This is a genomic window from Bradyrhizobium zhengyangense, assembly GCF_022012435.1.
Taxonomy (GTDB): Bacteria; Pseudomonadota; Alphaproteobacteria; order Rhizobiales; family Xanthobacteraceae; genus Bradyrhizobium; species Bradyrhizobium zhengyangense.
In genome coordinates this window covers 56,860-72,329 of sequence record NZ_JAKLUA010000008.1, presented here as the reverse complement: position 1 = coordinate 72,329, position 15,470 = coordinate 56,860, and the positions used below count along the sequence as shown (strand labels likewise).

20 protein-coding genes are annotated in these 15,470 nt (G+C 64.3%); 14 read left to right on the top strand and 6 right to left on the bottom strand.

The window, feature by feature from the left end:
• Positions 1–222: 222 nt before the first annotated feature.
• A complete protein-coding gene (locus L6637_RS24085; RefSeq protein WP_237859947.1) occupies positions 223–486 on the bottom strand; it encodes a hypothetical protein in 264 nt (87 codons plus the stop codon).
• Between the two features lie 139 nt (positions 487–625).
• Positions 626–1,432, bottom strand: a complete 807-nt coding sequence (locus L6637_RS24080; RefSeq protein WP_237859944.1) for a creatininase family protein — start codon at positions 1,430–1,432, stop codon at positions 626–628.
• 139 nt (positions 1,433–1,571) lie between these two features.
• Between L6637_RS24080 and L6637_RS24075 the strand changes: the two genes are divergently transcribed.
• The 7 genes from L6637_RS24075 to L6637_RS24045 all read left to right on the top strand — a co-directional run bounded on the left by L6637_RS24075 (position 1,572) and on the right by L6637_RS24045 (position 7,768).
• Entirely contained in the window at positions 1,572–2,594 is a 1,023-nt protein-coding gene (locus L6637_RS24075; protein WP_237859940.1) for an ABC transporter substrate-binding protein, read from the top strand.
• Between the two features lie 11 nt (positions 2,595–2,605).
• The gene (locus tag L6637_RS24070; protein WP_237859938.1) at positions 2,606–3,436 is read left to right on the top strand and encodes an ABC transporter ATP-binding protein; all 831 of its coding nucleotides are present in this window, start codon (positions 2,606–2,608) and stop codon (positions 3,434–3,436) included.
• Positions 3,433–4,251 (top strand): ABC transporter permease, encoded by an 819-nt coding sequence (locus L6637_RS24065; RefSeq protein WP_237859937.1) that lies wholly within the window; start codon positions 3,433–3,435, stop codon positions 4,249–4,251. The genes L6637_RS24070 and L6637_RS24065 overlap by 4 nt, the downstream gene beginning before the upstream one ends.
• The gene (locus L6637_RS24060; RefSeq protein ID WP_237872151.1) at positions 4,251–5,240 is read left to right on the top strand and encodes a 2-hydroxyacid dehydrogenase; all 990 of its coding nucleotides are present in this window, start codon (positions 4,251–4,253) and stop codon (positions 5,238–5,240) included. The genes L6637_RS24065 and L6637_RS24060 overlap by 1 nt, the downstream gene beginning before the upstream one ends.
• Positions 5,240–5,932 (top strand): protease inhibitor Inh/omp19 family protein, encoded by a 693-nt coding sequence (locus L6637_RS24055; protein WP_237859933.1) that lies wholly within the window; start codon positions 5,240–5,242, stop codon positions 5,930–5,932. The genes L6637_RS24060 and L6637_RS24055 overlap by 1 nt, the downstream gene beginning before the upstream one ends.
• 125 nt (positions 5,933–6,057) lie before the next feature.
• Complete coding sequence (locus L6637_RS24050) at positions 6,058–6,465, top strand: YciI family protein (protein WP_237859931.1); 408 nt, start codon at positions 6,058–6,060, stop codon at positions 6,463–6,465.
• Positions 6,466–6,496: 31 nt separating this feature from the next.
• Positions 6,497–7,768, top strand: coding sequence for an RNA polymerase sigma factor (locus L6637_RS24045; protein WP_237859929.1), 1,272 nt, complete (start codon positions 6,497–6,499; stop codon positions 7,766–7,768).
• Between the two features lie 133 nt (positions 7,769–7,901).
• Here L6637_RS24045 and L6637_RS24040 read toward each other — a convergent pair whose 3' ends face one another.
• Positions 7,902–9,302, bottom strand: a complete 1,401-nt coding sequence (locus L6637_RS24040) for a peptidoglycan-binding protein (protein WP_237859928.1) — start codon at positions 9,300–9,302, stop codon at positions 7,902–7,904.
• A 259-nt stretch (positions 9,303–9,561) separates the two neighbouring features.
• On the opposite strand from L6637_RS24040, the gene L6637_RS24035 reads away from it, so the two are divergent.
• The 3 genes from L6637_RS24035 (at position 9,562) to L6637_RS24025 (ending at position 10,800) form a co-directional block, all read left to right on the top strand.
• Positions 9,562–9,936, top strand: a complete 375-nt coding sequence (locus tag L6637_RS24035; protein WP_237859927.1) for a hypothetical protein — start codon at positions 9,562–9,564, stop codon at positions 9,934–9,936.
• A gap of 95 nt (positions 9,937–10,031) precedes the next feature.
• Positions 10,032–10,352, top strand: a complete 321-nt coding sequence (locus tag L6637_RS24030) for a hypothetical protein (protein WP_237859925.1) — start codon at positions 10,032–10,034, stop codon at positions 10,350–10,352.
• A 142-nt stretch (positions 10,353–10,494) separates the two neighbouring features.
• Positions 10,495–10,800 (top strand): hypothetical protein, encoded by a 306-nt coding sequence (locus L6637_RS24025; RefSeq protein ID WP_237859923.1) that lies wholly within the window; start codon positions 10,495–10,497, stop codon positions 10,798–10,800.
• A gap of 77 nt (positions 10,801–10,877) precedes the next feature.
• Here L6637_RS24025 and L6637_RS42425 read toward each other — a convergent pair whose 3' ends face one another.
• Entirely contained in the window at positions 10,878–11,009 is a 132-nt protein-coding gene (locus L6637_RS42425; protein WP_271608057.1) for a hypothetical protein, read from the bottom strand.
• Positions 11,010–11,148: 139 nt separating this feature from the next.
• Between L6637_RS42425 and L6637_RS24020 the strand changes: the two genes are divergently transcribed.
• Positions 11,149–11,553, top strand: a complete 405-nt coding sequence (locus L6637_RS24020; protein ID WP_237859921.1) for a VOC family protein — start codon at positions 11,149–11,151, stop codon at positions 11,551–11,553.
• A gap of 25 nt (positions 11,554–11,578) precedes the next feature.
• On the opposite strand, the gene L6637_RS24015 is transcribed toward L6637_RS24020, so the two are convergent.
• Both L6637_RS24015 and radC read right to left on the bottom strand, forming a co-directional pair.
• Entirely contained in the window at positions 11,579–11,716 is a 138-nt protein-coding gene (locus L6637_RS24015; protein WP_237859919.1) for a bestrophin-like domain, read from the bottom strand.
• A gap of 22 nt (positions 11,717–11,738) precedes the next feature.
• Positions 11,739–12,452 carry a RadC family protein gene (gene radC / locus L6637_RS24010; protein ID WP_237859917.1) on the bottom strand — a complete coding sequence of 238 codons (714 nt, stop codon included), beginning with the start codon at positions 12,450–12,452 and terminating at the stop codon, positions 11,739–11,741.
• Between the two features lie 236 nt (positions 12,453–12,688).
• On the opposite strand from radC, the gene L6637_RS24005 reads away from it, so the two are divergent.
• From L6637_RS24005 to L6637_RS23995, 3 genes are all read left to right on the top strand, one after another.
• Positions 12,689–13,933 (top strand): serine hydrolase domain-containing protein, encoded by a 1,245-nt coding sequence (locus L6637_RS24005; RefSeq protein WP_237859915.1) that lies wholly within the window; start codon positions 12,689–12,691, stop codon positions 13,931–13,933.
• 101 nt (positions 13,934–14,034) lie between these two features.
• Positions 14,035–14,475 carry an antibiotic biosynthesis monooxygenase family protein gene (locus L6637_RS24000; RefSeq protein ID WP_237859913.1) on the top strand — a complete coding sequence of 147 codons (441 nt, stop codon included), beginning with the start codon at positions 14,035–14,037 and terminating at the stop codon, positions 14,473–14,475.
• A 62-nt stretch (positions 14,476–14,537) separates the two neighbouring features.
• Complete coding sequence (locus L6637_RS23995; RefSeq protein ID WP_276575768.1) at positions 14,538–15,458, top strand: sigma-70 family RNA polymerase sigma factor; 921 nt, start codon at positions 14,538–14,540, stop codon at positions 15,456–15,458.
• Positions 15,459–15,470: the final 12 nt, after the last annotated feature.

Sequence of the window (15,470 nt, the reverse complement as noted above, 5' to 3'; positions counted from 1 at the left end):
GTTCGGAGCTTATTGCTAATAGTTCGCAATAGCAACTCGTCCAGAATGTCGCAGCGGATGGTTGGCATCCTTATGTGACGGTATTGCTACAAATTCCCGGCGCGGAAAAAGGATGACCCCGCCCGGGGGGACAGCCGGGCGGGGTCGGGGGCACGACACGGGGTGGATGAGGCGCCCGTGTCGGACGCAGGATCCACGTAAGATTGGCCTCAAATACTCAGATCAGTAGCAAGTACGAACGCGGCCGACGTACTGGCCGAAGGCGTTGTACTGGGCGACCCAGCCGCAGCGGTGATAGCCGTAGTAATAGGGTTCGTTGCTGGCGGCGATCGCGGTGCCGACGATGGCGGCAGTGGCGATGCCGGCGCCGACACCCCAGCCCCAGCCGAGCGGCTTGGCCTGAGCGGTCGAGGTCGTTGACGCGACACCAGCGGTGACGGTGAGGGCTGCGAGAGCGACGGCGGCAATCTTGGTCTTGATCGACATGTGAAATTCCATCCGGGTTGAGGCGGTCCGTTGTGGTCCGCGTGCCCAATTGGACGAAGGCTTGCCGGATCAGGTTCGAGCGCGCGCGCCGCGACTCGCCGCTCCGGCTCTTTCTCGAACGATTTCAGGTGGATGAGAGCTAGCCGAGGGGACCCTTGGCGAGCCTGTTCACGTCGAAGTTATCGACCTCAGTCAGCAGCTCGCAAAAGGCGCGTGCGCCCTGGTCGAGCAGCTGCTCGCCCTTCGCCGGCACCGCCAGCGTCGCATTGCCGATCGCGCCGCTCGGGTGCAGATCCTGCGCCTGCCAGGCAAAGGGCGCGGGCCGCTGCGTCGAGAGCCAGCGATATTGTTGCTCCATCGCGATGCTGCTCGCGGGAAAATCCGCGATCGCGTTGGCGCGCACCTGGTCGGGATAGCGCGCCAGCATGATCGAGGTCTCGACCGCACCACCATGAATGCCGTGGCGCACTTCATCTGATGGGAACAGCTTGTCCGCAGCCGACAGCCGCGACCACGACGTCGTCACCACGAACAGCTTTTGATGCGCACGAAGATCCTGCGCCACCAGCATCATCGCCGCGCTGTTGCCGCCGTGGCTGGTGATGATGACGAGCTTTTTCACGCCGCGTCGTGCGATGTCCTCGCCGATTCCCGTCCAGCGCCTCAGCGCCACCTCGGTCGGCAGCGTCTGCGTGCCCGGATAGTCGATATGCTCGGTGGAGATGCCGACGGGTTCAACGGGCAGGAACGTCACCGGAAGAGACTCGGGCAGCAGCTCGTGCACGCGCGCCAGATAGGCCTCGCCGATCAGCACGTCAGTCTCGTATGGCAGATGCGGGCCGTGCTGCTCGGTCGCCGCCAGCGGCAGCACCGCGATCCAGCGCGACGCTTCCGTCGGACCAATGTCGGTCCAGCGGATCTCGGTCCAGTCGCGGGAAGGCGTCATCAAGGTTTCTTTGCCCGAATTTGTCACGTAGTTTGGGGTTATCAGGGGACGCGGGCCCGGCCGGCTCGCGTCCCCTGATGTGTTGCGGTTCTATCGTGTTGTTGTCACATCGGCTAGAAGCGATCGACGGAGTGCATTCATGAGCCCCTCTCATCTGCGGCGAGCGTTAATGGCGGGCTTGCTGGCCTCTGTGGTATCGATCCTGCCGGCGCGCAGCGAGACCCTGGACAAGGTCACCTTCGGCACCAATTGGGTCGCCGAGGCCGAGCATGGCGGCTTCTTCCAGGCGGTCGCAGACGGCACCTACAAGAAGTACGGGCTCGATGTCAGCATCGTGCCGGGCGGGCCGAACGAGAACAACCGGATGCTGTTGGTCGCCGGCAAGATCGATTTCTTCATGGCTGCGAACACGCTGATGTCGTTCGACGCGGTCGCCAACAACGTTCCCGTGGTGACGATCGCCGCGATGTTCCAGAAGGACCCGCAGGTGCTGCTGTCGCAGCCCGACGCGAAGGTCGCCAAGCTTGAGGACCTCAAGCCGCTGACGCTGTTCGTTTCCAAGGAGGGCATGTCCAGCTATTTCCAGTGGCTCAAGTCCGAATACGGCTTCAGCGAGAAGAACGTCCGCCCCTATAATTTCAATCCGCAGCCCTTCATCGCCAATCCCAAGAGCGCGATGCAGGGCTACGTTACATCAGAGCCCTTCGCGGTCGAGAAAGCCGGCGGCTTCAAGCCCAACGTCATCCTGCTCGCCGATGCAGGCTTCAACACCTATTCGACGCTGATCGAGACCCGCCGCGACATCGTCGAGAAGAAGCCGGACCTGGTGCAGCGCTTCGTCGATGCCTCGATCGTCGGCTGGTACAATTACATCTATGGCGACAATTCCGCCGGCAATGCCATGATCAAGAAGCTCAATCCTGAAATGACCGACGATCTGCTCGCCTATTCCGTCGCCAAGATGAAGGAGTACGGCATCGTCGATTCCGGCGACAGCGTGAAGGGCGGCATCGGCGCGATGAGCGACGAGCGCTACACGTCCTTCTTCAACAAGATGGTGAAGGCCGGCGTGGTGAAGGGCGATCTCGACTTCCGCAAGTCCTACACGTTGCGCTTCGTCAACAAGGGCGTCGGCGTCGAGCTGCGCCCCGCCAAGCCGTAACGCCAGCGTTGATGTCGTCAGCCAAGCCTTCATCCACGGTCGAGGCCAGCCTGACGGCGCTTGCCGTCAGCCTGCGCGGCGTGACGAAGGTCTACGACACCGGCGTCATGGCGCTCGGTCCGCTCGATCTCGCGGTCCGCAAAGGCGAGTTCATCTCGCTGCTCGGGCCCTCGGGCTGCGGCAAATCGACGGCGCTGCGGCTGATTGCAGGGCTCAGCCAAGCATCATCGGGCACAGTGCGGGTGTCGCGCCACGAGGGCGAGGTGCAAATTGGCCATATTCGTCAAGGTCATGGCATCGGCTTCGTGTTCCAGGAGCCGACCCTGATGCCGTGGAGTAGCGTGCGCGAGAACGTGCGGCTGCCGCTGAAGCTTGGCGGCATCGCGAAGGCCGAAGGGCGGGCACGCGCCGATGCGGCGCTCGCGAGCGTCGGGCTTGCCGACTTCGCCGATGCGTTTCCGCGCGAATTGTCCGGCGGCATGAAGATGCGGGTCTCGCTCGCCCGCGCGCTCGTCACCGATCCTGACATCCTGCTCATGGATGAGCCGTTCGCCGCGCTCGACGAAATCACGCGCTTCCGCCTCAACAACGATCTGCTGGCGCTGTGGCGCAGCCTTGGCAAGACCGTCATCTTCGTCACCCATTCGGTGTTCGAATCCGTCTACCTGTCGCAGCGCGTCGTGGTCATGACGGCGCGGCCCGGCCGCATCCAGGCCGATATCCGCATCGAAACGGTCGAGCCGCGCGGCGAGGAGTTTCGCACCTCGGCGGCGTACTCGGATTATTGCCGGCGCGTCTCGGCCGCGCTCGCGCCGTCTTATTCAGGGCAGTCGACGCTGTGAACGCGCAAGCCCCGGTCCCCGCAAAGCCGTCGGGCGCGCAAAGCGCGGTGCGCTTCGTGCTGCCCATCATCGTGTTCGCGGCGGGCCTTGCCGTCTGGGAGCTCGTGGTTCGCATCAGGGAGATTCCGCCTTACGTGTTGCCGGCGCCGTCAGCGATCTTCCTGACGCTGATCAAGGACTGGGCGGTGTTGTCACAATCGCTCGCCGCCACGCTGCTGACGACGCTGGAAGGTTTTGTCGCCGCAAGCATCGGCGGCATCGCGCTGGCGCTGTTGTTCAACCAGTCGAAATGGGTGGAATATTCGCTGTTCCCCTATGCCGTCGTGCTGCAGGTGACGCCTGTCATCGCGATCGCGCCGCTGCTGCTGATCTATCTGGAGCAGCAGACTGCCGTCGTCGTCTGCGCCTTCATCGTCGCCTTCTTCCCGGTGCTGTCCAACACCACGCTCGGGCTCAATTCGGTTGACCGCAATCTCGCCGGCCTGTTCCAGCTTTATGGCGCATCCAAGCCCCAAACCCTGCGTTTCCTGAAACTGCCCGCAGCATTGCCCTATATTTTGGGCGGCCTGCGCATCGCTGGCGGCTTGTCGTTGATCGGCGCCGTCGTCGCCGAGATCGCTGCGGGAACGGCGGGTGCCGGCTCGGGCCTTGCCTACAGGATCGCCGAGTCGGGCTATCGCTTGAACATACCCCGCATGTTCGCAGCGCTGCTGTTGTTGTCGCTGGCCGGGATTGTCATCTATGGGGTGCTGGCGCTAATTTCCCACCTCGTTTTACGGCGCTGGCATGAGAGCGCGCTTGGAAAGGAAAACTGATGTCTACCGGTTCGATTTCGTCCGACAAGATCGATCTTTTGATCTATGGGCCGGCGCGGCCGATCCTCGAGAACGGGTTTTCCGATCATTTCGTCGTGCACAAGGCCGAGACGCGCGGTGACCTCGAGCGGCTGACGCCGGCGATCCGCGACAAGATCCGCGGCGTCGCCGTGACCTATCACACCGTCCGCGCCGACAAGGATTCGCTGTCGCAGCTGCCCAAGATCGAGATGGTGGCGAGCTTCGGCGTCGGCTACGACCATATCGACGCCAAATACGCGGCCGAGCACGACATCATCGTCACCAACACGCCCGACGTGCTGACCGAGGAAGTCGCCGACGTCGCGATGGGCCTTCTGATCTCCACTGTGCGCGAATTCATCAAGGCCGATCGCTATGTGCGCTCGGGTCTCTGGCAGACGCAGAACTATCCGCTCAGCGTCGGCTCGCTGCGCGACCGCAAGGTCGGCATCGTCGGCATGGGCCGGATCGGGCAGGCCATCGCGCGCCGGCTCGATGCCTCGCTGGTGCCGGTGGTCTATCACTCCCGCAATCCGTCCAAGGACGTCTCCTACAAGCACTACCCTGACCTGATCGAAATGGCGAAGGCCGTGGACACGCTTGTCGTGATCGTGCCCGGCGGCGCTGCTACCGACAAGATGATCAATGCGGAGGTGCTGAAGGCGCTCGGCCCGCGCGGCGTGCTGGTCAACGTCGCCCGCGGTTCCGTCGTCGACGAGCAGGCACTGGTCCAGGCGCTGAAATCAGGCACCATCCTCGCCGCCGGTCTCGATGTATTTGCCGCCGAGCCGAACGTGCCTGACGAGCTCAAGGCCATGCAGAACGTCGTGTTGCTGCCGCATATCGGTTCGGCCTCGGTGGTGACGCGCAACGCCATGGACCAGCTCGTGGTCGACAACCTCAAATCATGGTTCTCCGGCAAGCCGCCGCTGACGCCGGTGGCCGAGACGCCGTTCAAGGGGCGCTGATGCAAATTCTCAGGGTCGTTGCATTCGCCGTCGCGGCCGGCATGGCCGCGATCGGCATCGCGCATGCGCAGGACGCGACGACCCTGAAAAAGGAGATGGTCGGGCAGTGGGAGCTCTCGACCACCGAACGCAGCAAGACCTGCGTCGTCACGATGAAGGGCGACGCCGCGGGACAGGGGTTCAAGCTCGAGCTTGAGCCGGCCTGCAAGGCCGCGCTGCCCTTCACCAAGGACATCGTCGCCTGGAGCGTCAAGGGCCTGGATATCGTCCGCTTGCAGGATGCATCAGGTGAATCCGTGATCGACTTCACCGAGGTCGAGGCCGGTATCTTCGAAGGGCTCCGACAGGGCGAGGGCGTCTACATCCTGCAGGACCTCGCTGCCGCCCGCTCCATGGCCAAGTCGATGGACCAGATGATCGGCGACTGGGCGATGGTCCGGGGCAATGGCCAGCCGATCTGCGGGATAACGCTGACCAACACGGAAGCCGACCAGGACAATTTCCAGGTTTTCCTCAAGCCGAAATGCGACGCGGCCATCACCCAGTTCAATCCGACGCAATGGCGGCTCGAGCGCGGCCAGATCATCCTGATGTCGAAATCAGGCGAGGTCTGGCAGTTCGAGGCCGACGACAATGCACAATGGCGGCGGGTTCCCGATACGGCCGACCCCTTGATCATGCTGCGCCAATAGGGGCCCGTCCGGTCCCGCAATTTTTCTGGGGCTCATGTCGATCCGGCACCGGCTGGATCGTCATCTGGATAGCGAGCTGATCGCGCGGCCGGCCCGGCCGTGTCTCGCCTTATCAGGAGTTTTGCATGCGGTTCATGTACATCGTCACCTCCAGTCAGCCCATGAAAGGCCCGAGCCCCGCGCTGATGGAGGCCATGCAGAAAATATCCGAGCGGGAAATCAAGGCCGGCCGGATGATCGACAATGGCGGGCTGATGCCGCTTGCGACCGGCGCCCGCGTGCGCATCGTCGACGGCGAGCTCAGCGTGATCGATGGCCCTTTTATCGAGGCCAAGGAAGTGATCGGCGGCTACGCCATTTTCGAGCTGCGCGACAAGGCGGAGGCCCTGGCCATGGCCAAGGAATTCATGCAGCTGCACCTCGATCACATGCCGGGCTGGGACGGGACCTGCGAATTGCGGGCGTTCGCCACGCCGGGCGTGGACGGGGCCTGCGAGGTTGATGCCAAATCGGCCGTAGCCGCTCACGCCTGATGGCCACCTGCGCGCCACCCGGTCGGCGGCGATGACGGCCGCCGACATCGATCAAGCCGTCCGTGCCACGATTCACGCAACCTGGCGCATCGTGCAGCCGCGGCTGATCGCGACGCTGTCGCGGATGTTGCGCGACGTGCCGCTTGCTGAAGAGCTGACCCAGGACGCGCTGGTGGCGGCGCTGGAAGCGTGGCCCGCCACCGGTGTCCCGGATAATCCCGGCGCCTGGCTGATGACGACCGCGAGGCGCCGTGCGCTCGATCATCTGCGCCGCGGCAGGATGCTGAGCGACAAGCACGACATGCTGGCGCGGGACATGTTGCAGGAGCAGGGGATCGTGCCCGATTTCGATGCCGCGCTCGACGACGACATCGGCGATGAGTTGCTGCGGCTGATCTTCACGGCTTGTCATCCGATCCTGTCGCGCGAGGCGCGCGCGGCACTGGCGCTGCGCATGATCTGCGGCTTGACCACGTCCGAGATCGCGCGCGCCTATCTCGTGCCCGAAGCCACCATCTCCCAGCGTATCCTTCGCGCCAAGCGGTCGCTGTCGAATTCCGGTCTCGCCTATGAGACGCCATCAGGTGAGGCTCTCTCGGAGCGTCTCGCCTCGGTGCTCGAGGTCGTCTACCTGATCTTCAACGAGGGCTATCTCGCGGCGCATGGCGAGGAATGGCTGCGTCCGCAGCTCTGCGACGAGGCGCTGCGCATGGGGCGGGTGCTCGCGGGTCTCGCCCCGGACGAGCCGGAGGTGCACGGCCTTGTCGCCCTGATGGATTTGAATGCCTCGCGGGCCCGTGCGCGGACCGATGCGAACGGTGATCCCGTTCTGCTGATGGATCAGGATCGCGCGCTCTGGGACTGGTTGCAGATCCGCAGCGGCCTGCATTCGCTCGAACGCGCCGGCGACCTCGGAGGCGCCGGTGGATTCTACGCGCTCCAGGCCGCGATTGCGGCGTGCCACGCCAGAGCGGAGACTGCCGCAGCGACCAACTGGCAGCGCATTGCACAGCTTTACGCCGAGCTGGCACTGCTGGTGCGCTCGCCGATCATTGAGCTCAACCGTGCGGTTGCGGTCGGCATGGCCGAGGGGCCGCAAGCCGGCCTCGACCTGCTGGACGCAGTCGCTGGCGAGCCGGCGCTGGCGACCTATCATCATCTGCCGGCGGTTCGCGGCGACCTGCTGCAAAAGCTTGGACGGCTCGCAGAAGCGCGGCAGGCTTTCGAAGCCGCCGCGCATCTTGCGACCAACGGACGCGAGCGTGTGCTGATGCGGCGCCGCGCCGCCGCCCTCGACGCTTAGACTATCCAGAGCATGATCCGGAAAAGTGCGCAGCGGTTTTCCCTCGCGACAAACGCGGAACGCGTTTGCGCGGAGATCATGCTTGAACAACAACCCAAAGCGCGACGACGATTCATCCCAATCTCATCGCGCTTCAGGTCGTCACCTTGGGCGGCGGCGCGGTGCCCTGGGCCCATTTCTCCATCTTGCCGAGCACGCCCCACGCGGTCAGCGCGAGCGAGATCGGGAGCGCGAATTGGCTCAGGCCCGGCACCGCACTCGCGATCGTTCCCAACAGCCCCGCAAGACCTCCCGCATTGGGGCTTGCGGTCACCGCGGAAAGCAGCGCGGTGATGAGCGAGCCGCCGATACCGAGCGCCGTCTTCTTGCCGTCGAGCATCTTGCCGATGGTCTCGCCAAGCGCACCGTTGACCTGGCCGAGCACGGGCTTGCCGTCCTTGTTGAGAAGGGTGCTCAGCAGGTCGACGATCGGTTTCAGTTGATCGGCAGGTGCGGGTGCAGGGGCGCCTGGTGTGGTTGGTCCAGTCGTCGGGACTGCGTTGTTGGCGAGAGCCAGAAGCCGTTCGAGCAGGCCGATCGGATCGTTGGCCACTGTCGTCCCTCCGGATATGACATTTCCTGACGTCGTGCCTCCCTTGGTCGCGCCTCCGCCTTGCAGCAATTGCCCAAGACTCTCCAGGCGCGACAGGATCTGGGACAGATCGACGGTGGGCATCTGGACCGGTTGTATCCCTGCGCGCGTGACGGCTGCGATCGTGGTCCCGTCGAGCAAGCCGGTGTCCTGCAGGCCGTTCTGCTGCTGGAACAGCGAAACCGCCGCCTTGGTCTTCGGTCCGCTGATACCGTCTTCGACCAGGGGCGGCTTGGCGCCGAGCCTGTTGAGGGTCTGCTGCATCAGCAGCACCGACGACGTCTCGTCCTCGTCGGGCTCGGAATGCGGGGCAATGGACGGGCTGTCGTCGAAATTGATCGAGGAATCCTGCGACATCATCGCGTGCAGGATGACCGCGGTGCCGAGCTGGGAATCGATATGGTTGGGATCGAAAACGTGGTCGGCCACGAATTTGCCGGCCCTCGCCTCGGGCTGCCCGTACAGGGTCGAGCCGCCGTAGAGGTAAGGCGAGTTGACGCCCTTGGCGTGATAGCCAAGGCCGTTGAAGCATTCGAGCCGGTACAGGGTGCGCGCGATGCACCAGTCCTGCGCGCCGACGAAGTTCTGGATCCTCAGCGCATCCACGGCGCCTTCGACAAACGAGGCGAACGGGCCGCGCCCTTTCGGAACGAGGCTTGTCACGCGATGCAGCGACTCGCCGTTGCCGAGATAGGTATCGAAATCGAAATTGGATTCGCGATAGTGGCAGAGCGCGACGAAGCACCAGGGCACGCCGGTCAGCCGCTCGACCTGCTGGTAGGTCGCCTTGCCGCTGATGGCCTTGCGTGCCGTTGCCTTGGCCTCGGCAAGTCGTGCGGGCCGGATCTGGAGATTGGCCCAGTTGCTCTCATACCCGCTCTTCAGGCTCTCGTATGACACCATTTCCTGCTCCCGCGAGTTGATGAAATATCGGTTCGTTGTGCAAATCAGGCGTGAGCCGCGTGCTGCCGTCGGGCGGGCACGTCCTCTGGGTGTGGTTCGGCAAATGTGGCAGGCCATCGCCGGAGTGCGTGTGAAATGACTTACAGATGCGGCGCGAAAGGTTGCGGTCAAAGGACGCAATCGTCCCCACACGCAACGCGGGAACCGGCCGAGCGGCCGTCCGTTAGCAATCAGGATGGTCCAGCTCGAGAATCTAGCAATGGCCAAGCGAATCCTTGCGATCGGCATCGAACCCGGCAGTGCGGATTACAGCGCCTTTCCGCAGCTCACGCCCGCGCTCGTGCGCAACTATATCGAAGCGCAGCTCCTGCGCCTGCGCGGCCTCGGCTACGAGGTCACAAGCTGTCTGATTGATCTCGATGCGACCGCTGAAGCTGCGGTGACGGCGGCGCTGCGCGACGAGCGCTTCGACTGCGTCGTCATCGGCGCGGGCCTGCGCGAGCCGAAGGAGCGGCTACGGCTGTTCGAGAAAGTGCTCAACCTCGTCCATCAGCTGGCGCCGCAGGCTGCGATCTGCTTCAACACGACGCCCGCCGACACCGCCGAAGCCGTGCAGCGCTGGGTCGATCCGTGATCGCGGCAAGCGCCTCTTTCCGGTGGTGCGCGGATCATGTTGCATGATAGGATTCATGCAACCATTCCTAGAGCATAATTTTGCCGGATCCTGCGATGCTCAGAGCCGTCGTCATCGTCGTTGTCGCCCTTGCGTTGTCCGCCTGCGATGTCGTCGCCGTCGTGAAGGACGGCATGCGTCAGGCCGCGGCGGTCGAAGGCGATCTCGAGCAGTTGACCGGCGTCAAGCCGCAGGTCGGCTTTAACTGGCACAATGGACGCCTCACATCGGTGACCGTCCTGTTTCCGAAGCTTTATGACACCAAGCCCCTGGGGGATCTCGCCGGCCTCGTGCGCGCGGCGGTAATCAAGGAATTCAAGCAGACGCCGGACGCGATCGTGCTCTCATTTACACTCGACAAAGGGCCCTCGATCTGAGGCGGTGCAAAGGTCGTCGATGGGTGTCGCGACAGGCAGGCGCTTTGGCGCGAGGATCGGGGGTGTGCCGAATCCAGGCGAAATTTCTAGCCCGGGATCGCTTCAAACGCTATGACTGACCCGATCAAATGGAGGATTCGGAATGCTTCGACGCCTTGGAATTGCAGTATGTTTCTCGGTTGCGATGGCCGTCCCGGTCCATGACGCGATGGCGCAGGACGCCGTCGGCGGCGCCATCATCGGCGGCGTGGGCGGGGCGATTGTGGGCGGCGCGCTTGGCGGTGGCCGCGGTGCGGCCATCGGTGCCGTCGTCGGCGCCGGCACCGGAGCCGCAATCGCCGCCGAAGGCGAACGCCGCCGCTCCGGCTATTATGCCTATCAGCGCGGCTGCTACATGCAGCGCCGGGACGGCCGTTACGTCCCGGTCGATCCCAGGTACTGCTACTGAGGCGATCTCGCGCCGGCGCTGTCTCGCACGCGCCGGCTTGCCATGTCTGATCTGATCGTTGTGTCTGATCGCGCTGCTTAAGCGGCGCTGGCCCGTGTGACTGCGTCGCCAAGCACGGCATTGGTGTAGGCCTTGCCGCCGATGCCCCACAGGCCGTCCACCGCATAGAACCATGTTGACGACAATCCGCTTGCGCGGCTTGCGACCATATCACGATCGTTATATAACGATCGTGATTGCGATCGCACGGCGCGGGCGACGCCGTCAATAAAGAGGCCGCGCGCGCATGATCGCGGCTGCCGGCCGTGGCTTCCGCCGCCGGGGCAATTCAAGCGAGGAGTGCGAGATATGCGCCTGTCGAACTATCTCTTTTTCACGACCCAGTGTGAACCGGCGCTTGCCTTCTACGCGGCGTGCGGTCTCGGCAACGTCACCGAGATCATGCGTCATGGCCAGCCCGGCATGCCGCTCCGGAATCCCGCGATGCGGGGCAAGATCATGCACGCGAAGTTCGAAGGCCCCGGCATCTGTTTCTATGCATCGGACAACGACGACGCCGAGCCGATGCGCGGCTCCGCTCATATCCTGATCATGGATGATCAGGAGGCAACCACAGATCTGTTCGCGCGTCTTGCCGAGGGCGGCACGATCACCACGCCGCTCGGCATCCAGCCCTGGGGTGACTATTACGGCAAGCTCACCGATCGCTTCGGTGTGCAATGGATGTTGAACTGCGCGTTGGCGCGCGCTTAGGGCGAGAGCCTGGCGCCCGTCGCAATCAATTTCGCGCCGCCGGCGCTTCCGGCATGATCTGTCGCAGCGGCTCCGGCGAGATCGATATCTGGCCGGTGAACGGACGGTCGTGTGCCGCGATCAGCAGCACCGAGGTGGCGACGCCGGTCGCGAACAGGCCCATCGCGATCGCCGATCCCAGATATTCAGATCAGCCGCATTCCGCGCAAGCTCGCATGCCCGCTCTTGCCGACGATGATGTGGTCGTGCACCGAAATCCCGAGCGGCTTGGCGATCTCGATGATTGCCTTGGTCATCTGGATGTCGGCTTGCGATGGCGAGGGGTCGCCGCTGGGATGATTGTGCACCAAAATTAGCGCAGTCGCCGACAGCTCCAGTGCGCGCTTGATCACCTCGCGCGGATAGACCGGGGTGTGGTCGACGGTGCCGGTCTGCTGCACCTCGTCGGCGATGAGCTGGTTGCGCTTGTCGAGAAAGAGCAGGCGAAACTGCTCCTTGTCGGCGAAGGCCATGCTGGTGCGGCAATAGGCGATCACCTCGTTCCAGGACGATAGCGCGTTGCGGCTGTTGACCTCGCCCTTGGCGACGCGATGCGCGGCCGCCGCGATCAGCTTGAGCTGGTTGATCGCGGCCTCGCCGACGCCGTCGACCTCGCGCAGCCGTGCCACCGGCGCATGCACGACCTCGGCGAATGAGCCGAACACCTTGATCAGCGTCTTCGCCAAGGGCTTGGTGTCGCGTCGCGGCAGCGCCGGAAACAGCGCCATCTCCAACAGCTCATAGTCGCTGAGCGCGTCCGCGCCGGCGCTGTAGAAGCGCTCGCGCAGCCGCTCGCGATGGCCGAGATAGTGCGGCGTGTCGTCGGGCTTGCTCTTGTCGGCGTCGGTCTTGGTGGGCATCGCGCGCCAGCATTGCCGCGGATCATCGCTTTTGCAACCGTCAATTGCGGCGGTTTCGGCCGCGCGTGGCGAAGAGAGGTCCTTTCGCGGCCGGTGATAGGCGCCTCACGCGCTTCACAAAAAAATTCGACTTCACCGTTTCCAGCCGGCCGGCCCATTCGTCTTGCTATCTGTGAGCTCCCCATATTCCGCGCGCCCTCCGGCGGGCAGGTCGAGCTCCTGATGGAGATCAATCGATGTGGCCGTTCCGAAGTCTTTCACGCCGCACAGTTCTTGCGCGGAGTGCCGTCGCGACCCTTGCCGTGGCCGCGCCGACCCTCAGCCGGCCTGCGAAATCAGAGACCGACGAACGCAAGGCTCGCCTCGACCGGGTGATCGATCGCGCTATAGCCGCGCGGCGCATCGTCGGCAGCGTCGTCTTGGTGATGCGGGATGGCGACTTCGTCTATCGCCGTGCTGCTGGTTTTGCGGATCGCGAGGCCGCGTCGCCGATGCGCGAGGACGCCATGTTCCGCCTTGCCTCACTGTCGAAGCCGATCGTCTCGGCCGCCGCCATGATGCTGGTCGAGCGCGGCGTGCTGGATCCGCAGGACCCCGTCACCAAATGGCTGCCGGATTTCCGGCCGCAGACCGCGGATGGAAGAATCCCGGAGATCACCATCCATCATCTGCTCACTCATACCGCCGGCCTCTCCTATGGATTCCTGCAGCCGCCTGATAGCCCCTATCAGCGTGCCGGAATCTCCGACGGCCTCGACCGGTCCGACATCACGCTCGACGAGGAGATCCGCCGTATCGCCGCCGCGCCGCTGCTCTACCAGCCGGGCACGCGATGGGGCTATTCGCTCGCGACCGACGTGCTCGGCGCCGTCATCGCGAAGGCGACCGGCGAGCCCCTGCCGGACGCTGTCCGCCGCCTGGTCACGACGCCGCTTGCGATGCGTGACACGACCTTCGTCGTCGAGGACGGAGCGCGGCTCGCGGTGCCCTACGTCGACGGCAAGCCGGGGCCGGCGCGGATGGCAGACCCGCATCTTGTGCCCTTCCGGGGCCCCGGGATCATTCATGCCTCGCCCTCGCGCGCGCTCGATCATCAGGCCTTTCCGTCGGGCGGCGCCGGCCTTGTCAGCACGGCCGGCGATTATGCCCGCCTTGCCGAGGCGCTCCGCCTCGGTGGCGCGCCGGTCCTGAAAGCGTCGACGGTACAGCGGATGACGACCAGCCGGATCGGCGAACTGACGCCGACGGGACTTCCCGCCTGGGGTTTTGGCTACGGGGCTTTCGTGCTGAAGGACAGCGCATTGGCGAAATCGCCGCAAGGGGCGGGAACATGGACCTTCAACTGCGCCTATGGCCAGAGCTTTTTCGTCGATCCCGTCGCAAGGCTGACCGTCATCGCCTTCACCAATACCGGGCTTGAGGGCGGTTTTGGTGCTTTCCCGGTCGAAATTCGTGACGCGGTCTATGGGCAGGGCAGCTGAGCGAAAAAAATCTGCACCGACCGTTTCCTTTTCACCTCCCGTTCGTCTCAGCGGTATGGGCCTCGCCGAGCGGCCAGAACAATCTTCGAAGGAGAACCTCGATGCCAGAGATCAAAACCAGGCCATCGCGACGAGTCGTCGTTGCCACCGGCCTTGGTGCCGGCGCACTGCTCGCCGCCCAGATCGTCCCGTCCCACAGCCAGACCAGGAGTTCCAACATGGAAGCCACCATCCGCACCGGCAGCGACATCACCACCCTCGTCAACGTCTTCACGGTCGAGCCTGACAACCAGCAGAAGCTGGTCCAGCTCCTGAAAGAGGGCACGGAGACTTTCTTCAGCAAGCAGCCCGGCTTCATCTCGTCCAGCGTGCACGCCGGCAAGGAGGGCGGCCGCGCCATCAACTATTCGCAGTGGCGGAACGCCGAGGATATCGAGAATTTCCGCAAGGATCCGAAATTCGCGCCTTACATCCAGCGCCTCGCCGCGATTGCGAAGGCCGAGACCATCCTGTGCGAGGTCGTCGAGGTCAATCACGCCTGACCTGCGTGTGGCGCTGCGATCTCGGTTGACGTATCACGCGTACGGATGACGGGAGGCCTGGCTTGGCAGACGATGTGACCGGCAATGGTGCGGGGGCGGTCCGACAAACCGCCCTTCAGGCTCTCGAACGCCTTGCAGTGGAGATGCGGCCGCAGCTGCATCGTTACTGCGCGCGCATGACGGGCTCCGTTATCGACGGCGAGGACGTGCTTCAGGAGGCGCTGCTCAAGGCGTTCGAGGCCGCACCGGGGACCGAGCCGCTGGACAATCCGGAAGGCTGGCTGTTCCGCATCGCCCATAATTCGGCGCTGGATTTCCTGCGCCGGCGCGCCCGCTACAACGCTGCTCACGCCGATGAAGATCTGGACATGATCCCCGCTTTGACCAGCCCCGTGACCGAACGCGAGACCGTCACCGCGAGCCTCGGGACCTTCATGCGCCTGCCGGTGGCGCAGCGCAGCGCGGTCATCCTGCGCGACGTGCTCGGATATTCCGTCGACGAGGTCTGCAGCATCATGTGCGGGAGCGTTGCGGCCACCAAGGGCGCACTGCAACGCGGCCGCGTTCGCCTGCGTGAACTCGCGGCGGAGCCCGACGACGTCAGGCCTCCTGAACTCGAGACCGCCGAACGCGCCCGCCTGACACACTATGTCGAGCGCTTCAACGCGCGCGATTTCGAGTCCTTGCGCGACATGCTGGCCGACGATGTGCGGCTGGAGATGGTCAACCGGACGCGCCGGGCCGGCCGCCGCGACGTCAGCGAATATTTCGGGCGCTATGCCGAGACCAGCCCCTGGCATTGCGTCCCGGGCTTCGTCGATCGGCGCCCTGCGATCATCATGTTCGATCCGCAGGATCCCTCAGGTCCGCCGCGCTACTTCGTCCTCCTCGATTGGGAAAACGGCAGCATCGTCAACATCAGGGATTTTCTGTTCGCGCATTACGCAATCGAAGGCGCAGAGCTGTTCACGCTGGACCGATGAAGTCGAGGTGGA

Coding starts and splice junctions, on each gene's coding strand:
- L6637_RS24085 (WP_237859947.1), bottom strand. CDS start 486: ATGTCGATCAAGACCAAGATTGCCGCCGTCGCTCTCGCAGCCCTCACC.
- L6637_RS24080 (WP_237859944.1), bottom strand. CDS start 1,432: ATGACGCCTTCCCGCGACTGGACCGAGATCCGCTGGACCGACATTGGT.
- L6637_RS24075 (WP_237859940.1), top strand. CDS start 1,572: ATGAGCCCCTCTCATCTGCGGCGAGCGTTAATGGCGGGCTTGCTGGCC.
- L6637_RS24070 (WP_237859938.1), top strand. CDS start 2,606: ATGTCGTCAGCCAAGCCTTCATCCACGGTCGAGGCCAGCCTGACGGCG.
- L6637_RS24060 (WP_237872151.1), top strand. CDS start 4,251: ATGTCTACCGGTTCGATTTCGTCCGACAAGATCGATCTTTTGATCTAT.
- L6637_RS24055 (WP_237859933.1), top strand. CDS start 5,240: ATGCAAATTCTCAGGGTCGTTGCATTCGCCGTCGCGGCCGGCATGGCC.
- L6637_RS24050 (WP_237859931.1), top strand. CDS start 6,058: ATGCGGTTCATGTACATCGTCACCTCCAGTCAGCCCATGAAAGGCCCG.
- L6637_RS24045 (WP_237859929.1), top strand. CDS start 6,497: ATGACGGCCGCCGACATCGATCAAGCCGTCCGTGCCACGATTCACGCA.
- L6637_RS24040 (WP_237859928.1), bottom strand. CDS start 9,302: ATGGTGTCATACGAGAGCCTGAAGAGCGGGTATGAGAGCAACTGGGCC.
- L6637_RS24035 (WP_237859927.1), top strand. CDS start 9,562: ATGGCCAAGCGAATCCTTGCGATCGGCATCGAACCCGGCAGTGCGGAT.
- L6637_RS24030 (WP_237859925.1), top strand. CDS start 10,032: ATGCTCAGAGCCGTCGTCATCGTCGTTGTCGCCCTTGCGTTGTCCGCC.
- L6637_RS24025 (WP_237859923.1), top strand. CDS start 10,495: ATGCTTCGACGCCTTGGAATTGCAGTATGTTTCTCGGTTGCGATGGCC.
- L6637_RS42425 (WP_271608057.1), bottom strand. CDS start 11,009: ATGGTCGCAAGCCGCGCAAGCGGATTGTCGTCAACATGGTTCTATGCG.
- L6637_RS24020 (WP_237859921.1), top strand. CDS start 11,149: ATGCGCCTGTCGAACTATCTCTTTTTCACGACCCAGTGTGAACCGGCG.
- L6637_RS24015 (WP_237859919.1), bottom strand. CDS start 11,716: ATGGGCCTGTTCGCGACCGGCGTCGCCACCTCGGTGCTGCTGATCGCG.
- radC (WP_237859917.1), bottom strand. CDS start 12,452: ATGCCCACCAAGACCGACGCCGACAAGAGCAAGCCCGACGACACGCCG.
- L6637_RS24005 (WP_237859915.1), top strand. CDS start 12,689: ATGTGGCCGTTCCGAAGTCTTTCACGCCGCACAGTTCTTGCGCGGAGT.
- L6637_RS24000 (WP_237859913.1), top strand. CDS start 14,035: ATGCCAGAGATCAAAACCAGGCCATCGCGACGAGTCGTCGTTGCCACC.